The following is a 19,647-nucleotide window of genomic DNA, read 5'->3' as shown; positions in this document are numbered from 1 at the left end:
CATCACTTTTATGTCGCCTATTTGTTAGACTACTCGTGTGATTTTTTTGTTACTGTCACATCAAAATAAACTATAAATAACTAAGGTTTCTAACGAATATCATGCGATTAAAATATTTATCACTTTGTTTATTAGGGTTGAGTATCAGTGGTTGTAGTCAACATGTCATTAAATCCAATACACATAATAATTTAGCACTATCAGAACAGGCGACTCAAGGACTCAATGCTTTATTTGAAAATTCCAGTTATGACCTGAAAGGTCAGTTCTCAATTCAAACGGATTTAAAGTTTGAACAGGAAGAAAAGCAGCAGAAAAAACAAGAAAAGCCAATTGGACCTGTATTAGATCCACAACTTAAAAAGCAAATTGGTCAATTGATCAGAACCCAAAATATCCCATTTAGCCAAAAAGAGAAGAAAGTGCTGTATCAGGCTTTGGCAGAAAAAAATGATATTTCAGAAGATGATTATGGTGATCGTTATGAGGGGAGTTCACCTAAAACTCAAATAGCACAATCTCTTGTCAATGTTTTGAATGACTTGCAGTTTAGCTACAACGGTTCGGTTCATTTTAGGCAGAAATTGGCTGCTTTAACTTTGCAGTTAAACTATCAAAAACCGACTTTACAGATTCAGGCTCAACTACCGATGGTGGTTGATTTTAATGAACATAAATTTTATACCAATTATTTTGCGATCATGCCGTTTATGGTGAATCGTGATAGCCAAGGACGTTTGGCATATATCGATTTTTCAAAACATAAAGAGACTTTTGCAAAAGTTGATCTTAAAAAGTTTGCCGAATACCTAAAGCAAATGAATGCGGTGACCTACACACTGGCAGATGCAAATCAAGTCCATACCGTGGGATTGACTCAGGATGAGAAAGCCCAAGGTGCATTGAAAAAAATCCGTTTTAGTGGCGATTTAGATACCATTCATACTCAGCTTGAACTCTATGATTATGTCAACGAGATTTACTACACCGAGCAAGTGAAAGGCGAGCAGTACAGCGAGGATAGTCAAAGCGGTGAAGACGAGACAGCTTCAGAAGCTGTAGAGGCAGCAACAGAGGCAGCAGATGCCGCTGCTATGGCTCAGGCAGCGTACGAGTCATCTACTGATGCCGATGAAGAGGGTAAAGCATATGCATCATCTGAGCGTGTTTATCAGCTGATCAATGAAAAAATGCACAGTTTGATGTATCACGAACATGATCATGGTGCTGAAAATGAAGACAGTTCTGAATATGAGTCGGATCAAACGGCTTATGTTGATACAGCAGAGACTGCAACTGAAGCGGCTGCAAATGCTGTGGATGCCGCAGCTGATGCAACAGGTTCGGTGAGTTCAGAGCATCACCATGATGAAGCAGTTGATGCAACAGCAGTTTCTTTAGAAGACTTAGAGGAAACTGATGGTTCAGAGCATAATGAAGAATATGAAGAGTCTAGAACGCTCTCAGAAGAAATCTGTGAAGCCTTAGTGAGAACAAAAAATGTTCCGATTGGTAAGGTGACACTGTGTATGGACTACCAAGATGTTCGAGTTATTCCAAGTAATGATGACGTTCAGGAAAGTGACGATGCAATAGCTGTTTCCGAAGAAGCGATTTCTGAGGAGGGTTCAGCAACAGTGCTTGAGCAACTTAAACCATTGTTTAAGCCATACCAATCACAACAGCTTATTGATGCTCAGCAGTTTAAACAATTATGGCAAAAGCATGAGTCTGAGATTAAAAAAGTCTTAGCAGAGCATCAAACTGCAACAACCAGTGTGGTGATCGATCTTACTTTAGATCCAAAAGGTCGCGTACAGAATATTGATTATGATATGGCATTTACTGAGTCCGATTTTGGCAAGCTTAACTTCAAAAGCACCAATCAAATTTCAAATTATGGAAATGCGACAGCCATTGATCGACAGGCTTTGAAACAGGCTCAATCCATTGAGGAAGTCAGTAAAGGCTCTTTACTTGAAAATGCGATCAAGGGAGTATTGGCACCGATTACTGGTGAGTCCCGTTCAGTAGCTGCGCAGGATGCAGTTGATGCAGCGGCTTTAGCTACAATTGAAGCAAGTGAGACAGAAGCCGATATCGAGTTACCTGATTATTTGAGTACTGTCGCATTGCAAAGTTATAAGCGCCATCAATCCGAAGTGAAAGCCTATCAAGCGGCTTTCGTTGTAGCCTTTGCCGGATACCGTGCTGAATACCTCAAATATTATTCTGCAAAAGCCTTAGATGAAATTTCAGAGATCTATGCATATCAATTTGTAGAGGATTTAGAACCACCTAAAGGGCAGGCTTTAAAACGTTTAAACCAACTTCGTGAAAAACATGCGCTGAAAAGTGGACATGATTTTGATGGTTTAGGTTCAACGGTGAATGAATACGTACAGGACGGTATTGCAGATTATAAAAAGCAATTAGAGTGGAATGAGCTTAAAAAGAAATATAAAACTCAACAAGCGATCTTTGCACAGCTCTATCTGCAAAAATATATCGATATTTATGATGTAAGTGAGTCTGATAAAGCAAGTTTGATTCAGGCTTCTCAAGTCTATGCAAAAGCATATATAGATGATCAGAAAGACCAACTTTCGGAAGCATCTGTATCAGGTTTAAAAGCTGAATATGAAGATTTATTTAGTCAGTCAGCCTATATGGAAGCTTATAAGTACATAGATAAATATACGAAATAGCAAATAAATCATCTGAACTAAAAAGAAGCTCAAGTGAGCTTCTTTTTTGCTTTTTAACGATGACTTTTAAAATATTTTTTTAGATGAAATCATTTAAATCGGGTTTAACACCATTCCAAATCGAAAATGACTCAATCGCTTGCCCAACTAACATGCCATAGCCTTCTGAATAGGCAACGCCACGTTCCTTAGCTTGATCTATAAAGCTTGAAGGCTTGCCGTATGCCATTTCATAAGCATGTTTAAATTGTAATGCAGGCGGGAGAATTAATAATTCACCCGAAAGACTTGCAGAGGTGGCATTGATAATAAAATCAAAGTCACCCGCCAAATCATTTAAAGAAATTGCGGATAATTCACATTCAGGAACAGCGCTCTGAAGGTCTGCAACCAATTGCTCAGCACGAGCTATAGTACGATTGGCAATCACAATTTTTTTTACGCCAGCTTGAACCAATGGGTAGATTACACCACGAGTTGCGCCACCTGCGCCAAGAATCAGAATCGAACTATTTTCTAATGACCAGTTTAGAGCCTGAATTGCATCAACTAAGCCTTGTCCATCGGTATTATCACCATGGAGTTTGCCATTTTGCATCCATAATGTGTTTACAGCTTTTGCAATTTTTGCACGCTCTGTGAGGACATCACATTGTGCGAAAGCTTGTTCTTTGAAAGGGACTGTGACATTTATTCCGACGCCATGATTTGAAAAGAAATCTTGAATGCTTTCAACAAATCCATCGATAGGTGCAAGGCGTTTTGAATATTGTAAGTCGATCCCGACTTTCTGGGCGAATGCATGGTGAAGTTCAGGAGAACGAGACTGCTCAATCGGATGACCAATGACTGCAAATTGTTTGCTCATTACGCAAAGTCCATGTGCTGAAAATGGTCATCAATATACGTCAAATTGGAGATGTACTAAAGCCTGAATAAAAATGAGTCATGCAAAAAGGACTAAGAAATTAATAAAAATTAATGTGTCGGATTACAAATATCGTTAAGGGTGCGGATACATAAATAAGAAATATTTATAATCAATCCAACGGTTGTAAAAACGATAAGGCTGATTCCAAAACTATCATTGAAGAGACTTTCAGAAAATATAGTTGTACTAATTGCACTAATAAATGCGATGAGAAGTACCCAAAAGATGAGAGCGGTAGAACTGATTTTGTTGTTTGGCATGAGAGTTCCCTCAAAGATGGAACCGAAAAATCTGCCATTGAGATGCAAATTGTTCTAACCATGTATGAATATAATGTCGACTACAGTGTACGCTATTTCGACACATAATATGCGGTCAAGCATGTCAAAAATGTGACAACATATATTTATTTTGCAAATGAATCGGAATCTAGCATGCAGTCATGTAAGTATTTTTTAATTTATGAAAACGGGATGCAAGCTTTGTTAAATTTTTCAAATACGCTAGGCCCTAATACATTATAAATAGCAATCCCATGATGAGCATGGGATTTATATGGCTAATGATGGTAATCATTATGGATTATTTATTCAGCTCAGATAACCAATCTCTTGGTTTTAGATAATAATCTGTTAAGCGTTTCTCAGGTGAACCTTCCTTCCATTCAGGGCGATAAGACCAACCCGTTAGCGGTGGGAGACTAACCAAGATGGATTCGATACGACCACCTGTTTGTAACCCAAATAGCGTACCGCGGTCATAAACCAAGTTGTATTCGACATAGCGTCCACGACGATACAGTTGGAACTCACGTTGCGCCTCGGTATAAGCTTTATCTTGATTGCGTTTAAAGATTGGTAAGATGGCTTCTAAGTAGCCATTGCCAACGGCTTGCATGTATTTAAAGCAAGTTTCAAAATCCCATTGATTTAAATCATCAAAAAATAAACCACCGACACCTCGTTGTTCATTACGATGTTTTAGGTAAAAGTAATCGTCACACCATTTTTTATGTTCAGCATAGACGTCTTCACCAAAAGGCGCACATAGATCATGTGCGGTTTGATGCCATGACAACACATCTTCGTCATTTGGGTAAAATGGGGTTAAGTCAAAACCACCTCCAAACCACCAAATTGGATCTTGCCCTTCTTTTTCCGCAACAAATAAACGGACATTTGCATGAGAGGTTGGGACATTCGGATTTTTGGGATGGATCACCAGTGATACGCCCATGGCTTGGGCTTTCGCACCTGCAATTTGAGGATGTCGCTCAGTTGCAGAAGCGGGGAGTTTTGAAATGTTAATGTGAGAGAACATCACACCACCTTTTTCAATCACAGTTCCATTTTGCAAAACACGTGAGCGACCACCGCCACCTTCTGGACGTTCCCAATCATCAATTTCAAAGGTTGCAGTGCCACCGCCTGCAATCTCTTGTTGTTCTAAGCTTGCACAAATCCGTGCTTGTAAATCGAGAAGAAATTCACGGACGCGTTGAATATCTACAGAAGTAGGGTTCGACATGGCAAGCCTCTTGGCTAAAAGAAAAACTGAATACATCAAACCATAAATTAACTTAAAAATTAAGGTGATTTTCTCGATCTTTGTGATCGTTAGCGCATGAATTTTTCATATCCACAAGCCATCGAATAATGAAGATAGAACTTATTCCGACTGAGTTACTAGGTTGAATTGATTGATAAAGCTCAGCACAATGAGTCAAAGCATATTCATGCTGCTGTTATATTTAACTGTCATGGGCCATTGCAATGTCGAATCCACTGAACTCTCTCATTCAGAAATATAATGTTCCTGGGCCACGTTATACCAGTTATCCAACAGTACCTTATTGGGATGAGCATCGTTTTTCATTGGATTTGTGGAAGCAGTCGCTCAAACGATCATTTGATGAATCGAATACAACACAAGGCATTAGTCTTTATATTCATTTACCTTTCTGCGAAAGCTTGTGTACTTTTTGTGGCTGTCATAAAAAAGTCACTAAGCGGCATGAGGTTGAACAGCCTTACATACAAGCTGTTTTAAAAGAATGGGCCTTGTATTGTCAGCTTCTTGTTGATCAGCCTATGATTAAGGAAATTCATCTGGGTGGTGGAACGCCGACATTTTTCTCAGCGGAACATCTTAAACAGCTCATTGAAGGGATATTATCTAAAGCAAAAATTGCGGATAAATATGAATTTAGCTTTGAAGGACATCCAAATAATACAACAAAAGAACATTTGCAGACCCTTTATGATTTGGGTTTTCGCCGTGTCAGTTATGGTGTTCAGGACTACAACGAAAAAGTACAAAAAGCGATTCATCGGATTCAGCCGTTTGAGCATGTAAAGCAAGTCACTGAATGGGCGAGAGAAATTGGATACACCTCTATCTCGCATGATTTGGTGTTTGGTCTACCATTTCAAAACTTAGACGATGTTTTAAATACGATTGAGCAAACCTGTTCTTTAATGCCAGATCGTTTGGCATTCTATAGTTATGCGCATGTGCCTTGGATTAAAGGCAATGGACAACGTGGCTTTAAAGATCACGATGTCCCTAAGGATGAAATGAAACGTCAATGCTATGAGGAAGGCAAAAATAAATTGCTTGAGCAGGGCTACCATGAAATTGGTATGGATCATTTTGCTCTGAAAGAAGATCCAATGTATCAGTCATTTCGGGCGGGGACACTTCATCGTAATTTTATGGGTTATACCGCATCTAAGACTCAAGTTATGATTGGGCTAGGTGTGTCATCGATTAGTGATAGCTGGTATAGCTTTGCGCAGAATGAAAAGAATATTGATGATTATTATGCGTGTTTAGAACAAGGACAAATCCCAGTCTATCGAGGGCATATCTTGTCAGATGAAGATTTGGTGATTCGAAAACATATTTTAAATTTAATGTGTAGCTTTGAAACGTCATGGTCAGATTCGAAAATGAACTTTCCAGAATTGCCCGATGTGCTCAATCAATTAAGCGAGATGCAACAGGATCAATTGCTTGTCGTTAAAGAAGACTCGATCCATGTGACTGAGGTAGGAAAGCCCTTTGTACGGAATATCTGTATGGCATTTGATTTGAAACTAAAACGACGTATGCCGGAGAATCGAATATTTTCGATGACCATTTAATAGAAAATCTCCCTAATTTGATGGGAGATTTTTTTAATCAAGATTGATTTAAGCTTAGAAATCTTCTTTATCGTACATGTGCGACATGCGTTCATGCTTGGTTTTTAAGTAATCTTCATTAAATTTATTTAGCCCAACTGTTAATGGGACGCGATCGACTACGTCAATGCCTAGATCTGTTAATGCTTTAATCTTCAAAGGATTATTGGTCAGTAGCTTGACTTGTTTGATTTGTAAGTGATCCAGCATGATACTGCACATATCATAGCGACGTGCATCTGCAGGCAAATTCAGCAATAAATTGGCATCTACGGTATCGTGACCTTGATCCTGCAGGGCGTAGGCACGGATTTTATTGGTTAACCCAATTCCTCGACCTTCTTGGCGTAAATAAAGAATCACGCCTTGACCTGCATCATTAATCAGTTTTTGAGTGGCTTGTAACTGTGGACCGCAGTCACACTTCAACGAAGCGAAGGCATCACCAGTTAAGCATTCAGAGTGAATACGAACCAAAACAGGTGAGTTGGGCGCTGTTTCTAAACCTTTTGAGAGTGCTACATGTTCTTCGCCTGTTTGAGGATCTTGGAAAACTGTGATTTTGAAATCACCAAAAGCAGTAGGTAATTGTGATGTAGCAACAAACTCGATAGGCACAGCGACTTCCATTACATGTTCATAATTTAACTAAAGTATAGCTTAATGCTACGACCTTGGTGGTAGTAGTGTGAGTAAATTTAATCAGAACATTTTCTTTTTTTGTATAATGCACATAATAGTAGTTGATAAGTACCAAGGTTATTCAGGATAATCTACTTTACCTAACGACGCCCGATTAAGCAGCTGCTTAATAATGCACCAATATAAATGTGGTTGATTGACGGTAATTTTTTTTGATTCTTTGTATGTTTACATACGATTAAGAATCGAGTTAACCCATTTTACCTAGCTTAGGATTTGCCAGGCTTTAGAAGGCATTGCTACATATGTTGTATACCGAGATTCCTACTCAACGCCCAGTGACAACTTTGTTGGATGCTATTGATCATCCATTACAATTGCGCGAGCTAGCGAAAAACCAATTGGTTCAAGTCGCGGATGAGTTACGCCAATTTATTTTGTATGCAGCTGGTCAAAGCGGTGGACATTTTGGCGCAAATTTAGGTGTGATTGAGTTAACCGTTGCATTACATTATTGCTTTAATACGCCACATGATCGCTTGATTTGGGATGTGGGGCATCAAGCTTATCCACATAAAGCCTTAACAGGTCGCCGTGAACAGCTTACAACAATTCGTTCCAAAAATGGTTTAGCTGCTTTTCCAGCACGTGAAGAGTCGGAATTTGATACATTTGGTGTAGGTCATTCATCTACTGCAATTTCAGCAGGTTTGGGCATGTCTTTGGCTCGCCGTCATTTAAAAAATCCTTGCGAAGTGGTTGCAATCATTGGTGATGGTGCAATGACAGCGGGCATGGCTTTTGAAGCGATGAATGATGCAGTTGCACACAATGCTGATCTGATCGTGGTGTTAAATGACAACGATATGTCGATCTCATGTAGCACAGGTGGTTTTGCTCAACATTTAGCTGCCATTTGGGAAAAAGGACATTCGGTACAGATTGATGATGACGGTGTGCCTTATATCGAGCAACATCCTGAATGGTCTTATAATTCTCGTTTACATCAATCTGCAACCGATGCGGCAGATAATTTATTCAGCGCTATTGGTTTTGATTACTTCGGCCCTTTCGATGGTCATGATGTCGATGGTTTGGTCAAAGTATTGAATGCATTGAAAAAGCGTAAAGGTCCACGTCTGGTCCATATTTATACCAAGAAAGGCAAAGGTTTCGCACCGGCTGAATCTGAACAAATCAAATATCACGCCATTTCTAAAATCAATGCAACAGCATCATCAAATGCAGCACCCAAATATTCAGATGTCTTTGGTCAATGGCTGTGTGATGAAGCACAATCAGATGAACGCTTACTGGCGATTACACCTGCGATGTGCGAGGGCTCTGGGATGGTTCAATTTGCGAAGCAATTCCCTGAGCGATTCTTTGATGTCGCGATTGCAGAACAGCATGCCGTGACTTTAGCTGCGGGTATGGCATGTGAAGGACTCAAACCTGTTGTTGCAATCTATTCAACATTCTTGCAACGTGGCTATGATCAATTCGTTCATGATGTCGCTTTGCAAAATCTAGATGTGACGTTTGGTATTGATCGGGCAGGATTGGTAGGTGAGGATGGCCCAACGCATGCAGGAGCATATGACTATGCCTTTATGCGTACTGTACCGAATATTGTGATCATGGCGCCAAAAGATGAGAATGAATGTCGCCAAATGTTACATACCGCTTATCAGTATAATGGTCCAGCGGCTGTGCGTTATCCGCGTGGTAACGGCTTAGGGGTTGAGATTCAATCTGAGCTAAGCACTTTAGAAATTGGTAAAGCTGAAGTTGTTTTAGAACTAAACTCAGAACATGATGATGGAATTACCATTCTGGCATTTGGTAGCCGAGTCAGTGTGGCTGTTGAAAGCGCGCAAGTTTTAGCGAAAGAATTAGATGTTGCAATCCGCGTCATCAATATGCGTTTTGTGAAACCGCTTGATGAACAAGTCATTCAACGCTTTGCAGAGAAAACCCAATTGTTTGTTACTGTTGAGGAACATGCAGTGATGGCAGGTGCGGGTAGTGCGGTGAATGAATATTTAGCTAAAGCACAGATTGTGAAACCAATATTGAACTTAGGCTTACCAGATCTATTCCAAGCTCAAGCCACGCATAGTGAAATGTTAAAAGAGTGTGGACTTGATGTGCAAGGCATTGAAAAATCGATCAAACAAACGTGGTTAAATACCATACAATTGGTTTGATTTAATCGGCTTAAAATTTTAAAAACATTTTTCCCCTAAAAGCGTCGATATTTGTTAAAATGCCGGCGCTTTTATGCATTATTCTTTATCAGTTTCTTCAAATTTGTAGTGGGTGTTCAATGGAACCTATGGTGGTTATGGCTGCGCGTGCGGCTCAAACAGTTGGTCAAGAGCTTTTAAAAGCACATCAGAATCGTCATAAAATCGATCTGCAGGTTGAAGAAAAAGGTATCGATGGTCCTGTAACGCGTGTTGACCGTTATTTAGAAGAATTGACGATTGCAACACTGAAAAAAAGCTATAAAAATCACAGCTTCTTAGGTGAAGAATTTGGTTTGCAAGAAGGCAATGGTCACGATGCAGACTGGTGTTGGATTATTGATCCTTTAGATGGCACATTGAATTTTATCAATGGTGTACCACATTTCTGTATTTCTATCGCGGTTCAGCATAAAGGGATCACTCAGCACGGCGTGATTTATGACCCTGTGAAAGATGAGTTGTTCTCTGCAAGCCGTGGTCGCGGTGCAATGATGAATCAACGCCGTATCCGTGTGAACACAAAAGATAGCTTAGCAAATACTTTCCTTTCAGTCGGTCATGCTTATCGTAAAATTCGCAACGGTGAAGTGGTTTCATATGCAAAAAATCATTTTGAATCATTGCTCAATGTGACAGAAGCGGGTGCTCAATACCGTCGTACGGGTTCAGCTGCACTGGATCTTGCTTACGTAGCCTCAGGTCGCTTTGATGGATATTTCGAGCTTGGTTTGAAGCCGTGGGATATTGCAGCAGGCGAATTACTTGTGAAAGAAGCGGGCGGAACAATGGTTGATGCTCGCGGTGGTACAGATTCAATGGAAAATGGCCAAGTGTTGGCTTGTTCTATGAAAATGTTAAAGCCGTTAATGCAAGCAGTTGTACCTGCTTGGGGCGAAGCTGCTAAATAGGCAACTCAAATTTGAAAAAATATTTCATGTTTTTTGTCTCATGAAATAAAGAAAAGCTCTTATTTATAAGGGCTTTTCTTTATTTTGAATTATGATTTTAAGGAAGCAGAAGTTCACTAATAAGATTAAATCATTTATATAAAATGTAAAAAGTAGTAAAACTTAATGACATTATAAAAAAATCTGTTATACTCCGCTCACGCACTAAATTTCGTTCATTACCTGAACATTCTCTTCTATATTGTGTATGCGCGTCCGGTCCATCGAGAGGACACTATTTCGCGCCCCACCCAATCGCTAAAGCGATTCCTTCAGGTTCAGGCTGTAATCATGTGTGCGTTATACGCATCGTCGTTCTCGGATCGCCGCTGATTCTATATTTTCAGCGATTATTGCTGTGCCGCTTTTTGCCGATGTCCATCAGACTTTATATTTAATGGAGCACCCTATTTTCGGGTGAAACACTCTATGAGCAAAACTTTTGCTGATTTTCAACTACACGAATCCCTTCAACAAGCACTTCAAACTTTAGGCTTTACTGCGCCTACTCCTGTTCAGGAACAAGCAATTCCTGCTGCTTTAGAAGGTAAAGACCTTCTTGTATCAAGCCAAACAGGTTCTGGTAAAACTGCTGCATTCTTATTGCCAACATTACATACATTGGCAGGTGATGAAGATACGCTTCTTTCTTTTAAAGATCGTATGCGTGCTGTAACTGCACCTTCAATTTTAGTTTTATGCCCAACGCGTGAATTGGCTCAACAAGTAAGCCAAGATGCAATCGGTTTCGTACGTCATATGAAAGGTATGCGTATTGCTGCGATCATGGGTGGTATGCCTTTTGGTAAACAAATTCAACAGTTAAAAGGTGCACAAGTTGTTGTAGCGACTCCAGGTCGTTTACTTGACTTAGTGAACCGTCGTCAAATTAAACTTGATCAAGTTAAAGCATTAATTGTCGATGAAGCTGACCGTATGCTTGATTTAGGTTTTTCTGAAGACCTAGAAGCGATCAGTGATTTAGCGGGTAACCGTGGTCAAACATTAATGTTCTCTGCGACATTTGCGGGTCGTATTGTTAGCCTCGCTGAACGCATGATGAACGATCCAGTTCGTATTGCAATCGAAACAGGTCACTCTACAAATACTGATATTACTCAGACTTTGCATTGGACTGATGGTTTTGAGCACAAGAAAAAATTATTAACGCATTGGTTAAACGGCGAAGACGTTGATCAAGCAGTTGTATTTGCTTCAACTCAAGAAGATACAGACATGTTAGCTGAAGAGCTTGCTGAAGCTGGTCTTTCTGTTGTAGCGCTTCATGGTGCTATGCCACAAACTGTACGTAACCGTCGTTTACGTAGCATCCGTGAAGGTCGTGCAAAGATTTTAGTTGCAACTGACGTTGCTGCACGTGGTCTTGACGTTCCAACGATTTCTCACGTCATTAACTTTGGTCTTCCGATGAAGAACGAAGATTATGTACACCGTATCGGTCGTACAGGTCGTGCGGGTCGTACTGGTAAAGCAATCACTTTAGCGACTTACCGTGAACGCGGTAAAATCCGTGCTTTAGAAGATTTCTTAGATGCACGCTTAAATGTATCTGAAATCGAAGGTCTTGAGCCATCTCCACCTCCTGCACGCGGTAGTCGTGATGGCGGCGGTCGTGATGGCGGTGGTCGTGGTCGTGGCGGTTTCGGCGGTGGTCGTGGTCGTGATGGCGGCGGTCGTAGCTTTGGTGGTGGTCGTGGCGGTGATCGTCCACAACGTTCATTTGATGATAAACCACGTGGCGATCGTCCACAGCGTACATTCGATGACAAACCTCGTGGCGAACGTCCAGCATTTGGTGCTGATCGTGCCGCGCCACGTCGTGACTTCGGTGATCGTCCAGCGCCACGCCGTGAAGGCGGTTTTGGTGATCGTCCACAACGTTCTTTCGATGATCGTCCAAAGCGTGACTTCGGTGATCGTCCAGCTCCACGTCGTGAAGGTGGTTTCGGTGATCGTCCTCGCTCTAACGATGATAACCGTGGCAACCGTGTAGATTACAAACCACGTGAAGGCGGTTTTGCTGATCGTCCAAAGCGTGATTTTGGTGACCGTCCAGCGCCACGTCGTGAAGGTGGTTTTGCTGATCGTCCTAAGCGTGATTTTGGCGACCGTCCAGCGCCACGTCGTGAAGGTGGTTTCGCTGATCGTCCAAAGCGTGATTTTGGTGATCGTCCAGCGCCACGTCGTGAAGGTGGTTTCGGTGATCGTCCACAACGTACATTGGGTGCAGAAGATCGTCCACGTCGCGAATTCAATCCTGACCGCCCTCGTCGTGAAGGTGGGGAAGATCGTCCACGTCGTAAATTCAACGATTAAGACTTTCTAAATAAATAAAAAAACCAGTCCTCGGACTGGTTTTTTTATTGCTTTTAAAAAACGGCATGTTAAAATAATGTTAACCAAGTCATATTTTAAAAATAAAAAGTAAATTATGAACAACCAAACACAGACTTTGTCGCTTACTTTAAATGTAGGTTCTATAATGATATATATATTTTCACTACTTGTTATTGCTAATATTTCTTACTTTTTATATAGCATTGCTATTTAGAGTTTTCGTTCTTCAGCTTTAACCCTGTGATCTGTCTGAACAATCTTAACTTTTTATAAACTAGTATAATTATAATAAAATCAGAATACTGCTATCATAGTGCCTAAATTTTATTAACCTTTCATAACATCAAAATTCAGCTAATTAAGAGTATAGTATGCGGGCTGATAAATTGCAGGAACTCGCTCAGCTATGAATAATCAAACGCTGCCTGATGCTCAGGCGCTTATTGAAGTTAAGAATTTGAGTTTTAATCGTGGTGAGCGTGTCATCTACGATAATGTCAATTTAAAAATACGTCGCGGACAGATTACAGCCATCATGGGACCATCAGGCACAGGTAAAACGACCTTGCTTAGACTGATCGGTGGACAGCTCAGCCCAGATCAAGGGCAGATTTTACTCGATGGTAAAAACATTGCAGAAATGAGTCGTCCTGAGTTGTTTGCATCACGTGCACGCATGGGCATGCTTTTTCAAAGTGGGGCTCTATTCACAGATATGTCTGTTTATGAAAATGTCGCATTTCCAATTCGTGCTCACACTGCACTCCCTGAACATTTAATCCAAGAATTAGTTGCATTAAAATTAGAATCCGTGGGTTTGCGTGGTGCAGAACAAATGATGCCTTCAGAGTTATCGGGGGGGATGAACCGCCGTGTTGCTTTGGCACGTGCTATTGCACTGGATCCAGATCTGATCATGTACGATGAGCCTTTTGCAGGCCAAGACCCAATTGTCATGGGTGTTTTGACACGTTTAATTCGTTCACTGCGTGAAGCTTTGGATCTAACCACCATTATCGTGTCGCATGATGTGACGGAAACTTTATCTATCGCAGATTACATCTATGTGGTTGCTGAAGGTAAGGTTCAGGGTGAAGGTACGCCTGAGGAGTTGCGTCAGCATGCATCGCCATTTGTAAAACAGTTTTTAACAGGCTCTGTCGAAGGACCTGTTGATTATCAATTTAGCCATCAATCTTATTTGCATAAAGAGGTGCGTTCATGAATGCTATTGCCTTATTAGGTAGACGCGTGATTGAGCGTGTGCAGGGAATTGGTGTTGCGACCATCATGTTACTCAGAATTTTATTTTCAATGCCAACGTGGATTGGTGTGAAATTATTCATCTATCAGATGTATCGTGTTGGTGTCATGTCATTGCTGATCATTGTGGTGTCAGGTTTATTTATCGGTGCTGTTTTAGGTTTGCAGATGTACAGCATCTTGGTGACCTTTGGTAGTGAAGCGATGCTGGGTGCTGCTGTGTCATTAACCCTGTTACGTGAACTTGCACCGGTAGTCGCTGCATTACTTTTTGCAGGGCGTGCAGGTTCGGCATTGACCGCAGAAATTGGTTTAATGAAGGCGACAGAACAACTTTCGAGCATGGAAATGATCGGGGTTGATCCACTTAAACGAATTATCTCGCCACGCTTATGGGCTGGTATTTTTAGCTTACCTATGTTGGCTGTCATTTTTGCAGCCGTTGGTATCATGGGTGGCAAGATGGTGGGTGTCGATTTTCTGGGGGCAGATGAGGGTTCTTATTGGAGTGGAATGGAAAATGCTGTTCAATTCTATAAGGATGTCTTTAACGGTACCATTATTAAAAGTTTTGTATTTGCCTTGATTTGTACATGGATTGCCGTTTATCAAGGTTATTCTTGTGAGCCAACGTCAGAAGGTATTGCAACATCAACAACTCGCACAGTGGTGTATTCATCTCTTTGCGTATTAGGTTTTGATTTCGTGTTGACTGCGGTCATGTTCGGAGGTGTTTAATGAAATCACGTACTAGTGAGCTAGCAGTCGGTATTTTTGTCATTTTATTTGGTGTGGCATTATTTTTCTTGGCGATGAAAGTCAGTGGCTTGATGGGAACTAAACTTCAAGACAGCTATAACATGACAGCGACTTTTGATAACGTCAATGGCATTAAACCTCGTGCGAAAGTTGCTCTGAGCGGTGTGAAAGTGGGTGAAGTTGAAGATATTAAACTTGATCCAATGACGCGTTTAGCCACGGTAAATATCAAGCTTGATGGCACTTTAACTTCATTTAATGCGGAGCAATTAAAAGAAGTACAAAAGAATGCGCTTGAAGAGTTACGCTACAGTTCAGATTATGAAGCAGCAGATCCAGCACAACAAAAAGTAATGGAAAAGCAACTGATTGATAACATGAAATCCATCACGAACATTGATGAAGATGCTTACATAATGGTCGCAACCAATGGTCTGTTAGGTGAGAAATATTTAAAAATCGTTCCAGGTGGTGGTATCAACTACTTGAAGCGTGATGGTCAAATAAGCAATACACAAAGTACGATGGAAATCGAAGATCTCATTTCTAAATTCGTTACAGGTGGTGCAGGTGAGTCGAAGAAAGGCGCAGATGCTGATTCAGTGCCATCTGAAACAACAGATGAACAAACTTCATTTGTTGAATAATTTTTGAGGAAAATGTAATGAATACTTTATTAAAACAAACTTTAACTGCAAGTGTGATGGCTGCAATGTTTGCTGGTACTGCAATGGCAGCTCCAGCTGAAGCACCGCCTGCATTTGTGAAAAAAGTGGCTGATGGTCTTATTTCACGCTTAAAAGCGGATCATGCAAAATTACAAAATAATCCAGCAGCAGCAAATGCGATTGTCCGTCAAAACCTTGATCCGTACATTGATTCACAAGGCTTTACACGTCTAGTGATGGGTACATACGCCAACAACCAGTATAGTAATGCAGCACAACGTGCTCAGTTTGAAAAGAATTTCCGTGAAACATTGATTGAAAACTACGGCAGTGCTTTTGCTAAATTCAGCAATCAGACTTATACCATGCGCCCTTATAAAGCAACAACAAGTGCTAACCCAGTGGTGACGATTGACTTCATTCATAAGGGTGAAAAAATTCCAGTGTCTTTCCAATTGGCGGATAAAGGTAGCCAATGGAAAATTCGTAACATTAACGTTTCTGGCATCGATCTAGGTTTGCAGTTCCGTAATCAATTTGCAGCAACTGTTAAACGTAATGGTGGTGATATTAATAAAGCAATTGCAAACTTTAAGCCTGATGCTGAAGCTGCAATTGATAAGAAAAAATAATCGAGCGATATTTTTGTGATTACGCTGAAAGATCAAGAAGTTCAGGTTTCAGGTAAAATTAGCTATGATAATGCTGAAGCTTATTATCAGGCAGGTTTAAACCAAATTCGTCAATTGAATCAATTTCCTTTGGTTGTTAATTTGGCTGAACTCGAGCAGGGTAGTACTTTAGCTTTGGCAGTGATGGTGAGATGGTTACGTCAAACACCTGATGCACATAGCTTACATTTTAAATCTGTGCCTCAAAAAATGATGAAGATTATCCAATCTTGTCATTTGGAAAATGACTTAAAGTTGATTTAATACTTTTCGATGATTAAAGAAAGCACACATAAGAAAAGCACCGAAAGGTGCTTTTCTTATGTGTAGATGATCTGAAGGATTTTCTGGTTTGCAAGGGTCTATGCATAAAGCATATTTCTTATACTGCAAAGTTTGCTCAAATCCATTTCTTCCAACGGAAATAAAGCAATGGTCCAACAAAAAATGCCACCAAAATTAGGCTCACAATAATAAAGCTGGTTGTTCCTTTGGCATAAGGCAACACATCAGTGTTCATGCCATAAATACTGGCGATGAGCATAGGTGGTGCAAGCATACTGGGTAAAATAGAGAATCGACGAATCGTATCGTTCTGCTCAGTATTAATGAATCCTGAGGTTGTATCGAGTAAGAAGCGAACCTTTTGGAAGAGGAATGCATCATGTTCAACCAGTGATCGAACATCCTCACTGAGCTCTCGAATATCAGCATCATAAATATGACTGCCCAATGCTCTTGGACGTGCTAAGAAGGTGAGTACACGGCGTAAGTCGATTAAGCAGAGTTGAGCTTTACCTAGAACGTCTTCTTTCTGAGCGAGACGGGTAATCATGTCGTCCAAATCTAAGATTTGTTCACGATGGCGTACGTTCAGTACTTCAGTCGAGTAGAGTTCTAAGTCTTTGTGGATATCTTCTAAGATATCCGCAAGTTCATCAAGTTTGGCTTCGAGTAAGCCTAAAAGAATCCACGTCGGATCTTTATAGTCGATGTCATAGTCATTGCGTCGAGCACGTGCACGGAAAGCACGGAATGCGACTAGCTTTTCACCGCGCAATGTAAATAGATGATCCTTGTGGAGAATAAAAGCAACGGTTTGTACCGTGGCTAAAATATTACTATTTTCATCAGAATCATCCTCAACTTGATAGTTTTTATTTTTCGTTAAAAAATATGTACTGATATGTAAAATACCATCATCGTCACGGTAGAATCGTGCTGAAGAGGAAATATCTTCTAAAGATTTTAATGTAGGTAAATTCTGTTGATAGGCTTCTAGAACCCATTCTTGCTCTTCTTGTGAAGGCGCAATTAAGTCAATCCAAACCAACTCTGGATGTAGGTCAAAACCGCCATTAATTGTTGCGTCTTCTAAGCTACCGCGCTCTGTGGGGTAAAAGGCTTCAAGCATTTTATCTTTTCTCCTTTGCGCAGTATGGTTGATTTGATGAATGTATTTTAGACAAGCTTTGCTCGAATGAACACAGCTTACATCACTAATTATTTTAAAAAAAAGTGCTTCGTTTAGTTTTAAAGCATCTATATATGACAACAAGGTTAAATTTGTATGAAATCAATCGCTATATTTTGTGGTTCAAGTTTAGGAACGGATCAAATTTTCGCTCAAACAGCAGAACAAACAGGACGTTTGATTGCGGAGCGTGGTCAAACCTTGGTATATGGTGGTGGGCGTTCTGGTTTGATGGGGATTGTTGCAGATAGTGCTTTAAAAGCAGGTGGTAAAGTCATTGGCGTCATTCCACAAGGCTTGGTTGATCGTGAGTTGGCGCACCCAGATTTAACCGAACTGCATGTTGTCACTAGTATGCATGAACGTAAAACGCTGATGGCCGATCTTTCCGATGGCTTTATTGCATTGCCAGGTGGCGCTGGAACGATTGAAGAAATTTTTGAGCAATGGACATGGGCGCAGCTCGGGATTCATTTAAAACCGTGTGCATTTTTAAATGTTGAAGGCTTTTATGACAGTCTATTGCAATTTATTCAACTGACCACGGATAAGGAATTTACACGTAGCCGTTTTACTAATGCTTTAATTCAGTCAGATTCGATTGAAGATATCTTAAAACAGTTTGAAAGTTTTACACCACCAGAGCCAAAATGGGGTGTAAAAGATCATAATGATTTGGTGAAAGTAGATTAATGAACGTCATAACCGTCGCTGCTGCGATCATTTTAAATGAACAGCAACAACTCCTCGTGGTGCGTAAGCAAAATACTCAATTTTTTATGCAAGTTGGTGGAAAGTTAGAACCTGATGAATTGCCTGAGCAAACCATGCTTCGTGAAATTAAAGAAGAGATTGGGGTAGATGCAAGGATTGAACAATTTGTAGGGCGCTTTGAAACGCGTGCTGCAAATGAAGCAGATCATCTCTTGGTCAGTTATGTTTATGAGGTGAGTATAGATGATGTGCCATGTATCGATGCAGAAATTGCTGAAATGAAATGGATTGATCTAGAGGGTGATGTTTCAAATCTAGCACCTTTAACTGTTGAAGTTGTGATCCCTTGGGTAAAGGAGCAACTGGCTATTGAACTTATCTAAGTCAGCGTTCTTTTTATTATTGTAAGTGCTTGTTATAAATCCAATTTAAATTTTGGCTGCCGAGATACACGCCAATTCAATCTGTTGGCAGCCTAATTTTTCTAAAGCCATTTTCAGTGCATGCAGTGAACTGCCTGTTGTTACGACATCATCAATGATCAAAACTTTTCGGTACTTGCGTCGTTCAGCTTTGATGATTTCAAATTGATCTGCAATATTCTCCATTCGCTCAACACGACTTAAACCTTTTTGTGAGTGTTGAGCCAGACGAATGATAGGTTGCCAAACGGGAATATTGAGTTCTTGAGAGAGTTGATTGGCAATGATCAGCATTTGATTGTATCCACGTTCGGCTAAGCGTTCTGTAGAGATCGGCATGGGGACAATGGCTTGAACTTTGGGTAGACGAATTTGCAATAAGCTATGAGCGAGTAAAGTTTGGTATTGCAGTTGCTGTTCATATTTATATTTTTGAATCATGCGATCGATAGGAAACTGGTAGTTGAAAGCAACGCTGATTTCCATTTCATTGCGGTAAAGTTTGAATTGATTAGATTGTTGAAACCAAGGGAGTTGATTCCAACAATCATGACATAAAGAGTGTGCGTGTTGATGGTCTAAACCACATAAGCTACAGGGAATCAGTTTCTTTGCAACGCTAAACATTTGATCCAATAATTGCAACTTCATAT

Annotated in this window: 17 protein-coding genes; 12 read left to right on the top strand and 5 right to left on the bottom strand. The window is 40.4% G+C overall.

Translation table 11 applies throughout. The features are described from left to right. The first annotated feature begins 101 nt into the window (after positions 1-101). Positions 102-2,708 (top strand): hypothetical protein, encoded by a 2,607-nt coding sequence (locus AC5YCE_RS06660; RefSeq protein ID WP_496171464.1) that lies wholly within the window; start codon positions 102-104, stop codon positions 2,706-2,708. A gap of 79 nt (positions 2,709-2,787) precedes the next feature. On the opposite strand, the gene aroE is transcribed toward AC5YCE_RS06660, so the two are convergent. Together aroE and hemF are read right to left on the bottom strand one after the other, a co-directional pair. After that, positions 2,788-3,576 carry a shikimate dehydrogenase gene (aroE, locus tag AC5YCE_RS06655; RefSeq protein WP_496171463.1) on the bottom strand — a complete coding sequence of 263 codons (789 nt, stop codon included), beginning with the start codon at positions 3,574-3,576 and terminating at the stop codon, positions 2,788-2,790. Positions 3,577-4,221: 645 nt separating this feature from the next. After that, complete coding sequence (hemF, locus tag AC5YCE_RS06650) at positions 4,222-5,166, bottom strand: oxygen-dependent coproporphyrinogen oxidase (RefSeq protein ID WP_496171462.1); 945 nt, start codon at positions 5,164-5,166, stop codon at positions 4,222-4,224. A gap of 245 nt (positions 5,167-5,411) precedes the next feature. Here hemF and hemN point away from each other — a divergent pair, with 245 nt between their 5' ends. After that, entirely contained in the window at positions 5,412-6,785 is a 1,374-nt protein-coding gene (gene hemN, locus AC5YCE_RS06645; protein ID WP_496171461.1) for an oxygen-independent coproporphyrinogen III oxidase, read from the top strand. A 54-nt stretch (positions 6,786-6,839) separates the two neighbouring features. Here the strand turns inward: hemN and ribA are convergent, their stop codons facing one another. Continuing rightward, entirely contained in the window at positions 6,840-7,442 is a 603-nt protein-coding gene (gene ribA, locus AC5YCE_RS06640; protein ID WP_496124734.1) for a GTP cyclohydrolase II, read from the bottom strand. Between the two features lie 329 nt (positions 7,443-7,771). Between ribA and dxs the strand changes: the two genes are divergently transcribed. The 8 genes from dxs to AC5YCE_RS06600 all read left to right on the top strand — a co-directional run bounded on the left by dxs (position 7,772) and on the right by AC5YCE_RS06600 (position 16,648). Then, complete coding sequence (gene dxs / locus AC5YCE_RS06635; protein WP_496171460.1) at positions 7,772-9,676, top strand: 1-deoxy-D-xylulose-5-phosphate synthase; 1,905 nt, start codon at positions 7,772-7,774, stop codon at positions 9,674-9,676. 119 nt (positions 9,677-9,795) lie between these two features. Beyond that, positions 9,796-10,626 carry an inositol monophosphatase family protein gene (locus AC5YCE_RS06630; RefSeq protein WP_496171459.1) on the top strand — a complete coding sequence of 277 codons (831 nt, stop codon included), beginning with the start codon at positions 9,796-9,798 and terminating at the stop codon, positions 10,624-10,626. Positions 10,627-11,094: 468 nt separating this feature from the next. Next, the gene (locus tag AC5YCE_RS06625; RefSeq protein WP_496124737.1) at positions 11,095-13,002 is read left to right on the top strand and encodes a DEAD/DEAH box helicase; all 1,908 of its coding nucleotides are present in this window, start codon (positions 11,095-11,097) and stop codon (positions 13,000-13,002) included. 427 nt (positions 13,003-13,429) lie between these two features. After that, positions 13,430-14,248: an ABC transporter ATP-binding protein gene (locus AC5YCE_RS06620; RefSeq protein WP_496124738.1), complete on the top strand. Its 819-nt coding sequence runs from the start codon at positions 13,430-13,432 to the stop codon at positions 14,246-14,248. After that, on the top strand, positions 14,245-15,024 hold the full coding sequence (gene mlaE, locus AC5YCE_RS06615; protein WP_496124739.1) for a lipid asymmetry maintenance ABC transporter permease subunit MlaE: 780 nt from the start codon (positions 14,245-14,247) through the stop codon (positions 15,022-15,024). The genes AC5YCE_RS06620 and mlaE overlap by 4 nt, the downstream gene beginning before the upstream one ends. Next, positions 15,024-15,692, top strand: coding sequence for an outer membrane lipid asymmetry maintenance protein MlaD (gene mlaD / locus AC5YCE_RS06610; RefSeq protein ID WP_496171458.1), 669 nt, complete (start codon positions 15,024-15,026; stop codon positions 15,690-15,692). The genes mlaE and mlaD overlap by 1 nt, the downstream gene beginning before the upstream one ends. Before the next feature lie 17 nt (positions 15,693-15,709). Next, entirely contained in the window at positions 15,710-16,345 is a 636-nt protein-coding gene (locus AC5YCE_RS06605) for an MlaC/ttg2D family ABC transporter substrate-binding protein (protein ID WP_496171457.1), read from the top strand. A gap of 15 nt (positions 16,346-16,360) precedes the next feature. Then, entirely contained in the window at positions 16,361-16,648 is a 288-nt protein-coding gene (locus tag AC5YCE_RS06600) for an STAS domain-containing protein (RefSeq protein WP_496171456.1), read from the top strand. A 136-nt stretch (positions 16,649-16,784) separates the two neighbouring features. Here the strand turns inward: AC5YCE_RS06600 and AC5YCE_RS06595 are convergent, their stop codons facing one another. Beyond that, on the bottom strand, positions 16,785-17,798 hold the full coding sequence (locus AC5YCE_RS06595) for a CorA family divalent cation transporter (protein WP_496124743.1): 1,014 nt from the start codon (positions 17,796-17,798) through the stop codon (positions 16,785-16,787). A gap of 156 nt (positions 17,799-17,954) precedes the next feature. On the opposite strand from AC5YCE_RS06595, the gene AC5YCE_RS06590 reads away from it, so the two are divergent. Both AC5YCE_RS06590 and AC5YCE_RS06585 read left to right on the top strand, forming a co-directional pair. Continuing rightward, positions 17,955-18,551, top strand: coding sequence for an LOG family protein (locus AC5YCE_RS06590; RefSeq protein WP_496171455.1), 597 nt, complete (start codon positions 17,955-17,957; stop codon positions 18,549-18,551). Continuing rightward, entirely contained in the window at positions 18,551-18,955 is a 405-nt protein-coding gene (locus AC5YCE_RS06585) for an NUDIX hydrolase (RefSeq protein ID WP_496171454.1), read from the top strand. Before AC5YCE_RS06590 ends, AC5YCE_RS06585 begins: the two co-directional genes overlap by 1 nt. A 45-nt stretch (positions 18,956-19,000) precedes the next feature. Here the strand turns inward: AC5YCE_RS06585 and AC5YCE_RS06580 are convergent, their stop codons facing one another. Next, positions 19,001-19,645 carry a ComF family protein gene (locus AC5YCE_RS06580; RefSeq protein WP_496171453.1) on the bottom strand — a complete coding sequence of 215 codons (645 nt, stop codon included), beginning with the start codon at positions 19,643-19,645 and terminating at the stop codon, positions 19,001-19,003. Between the last annotated feature and the right edge of the window lie 2 nt (positions 19,646-19,647).

Source organism: Acinetobacter sp. CY79 (assembly GCF_059515845.1).
Note: the sequence above shows the minus strand (reverse complement) of the source record. Positions and strands in the feature narration are given on the sequence as shown.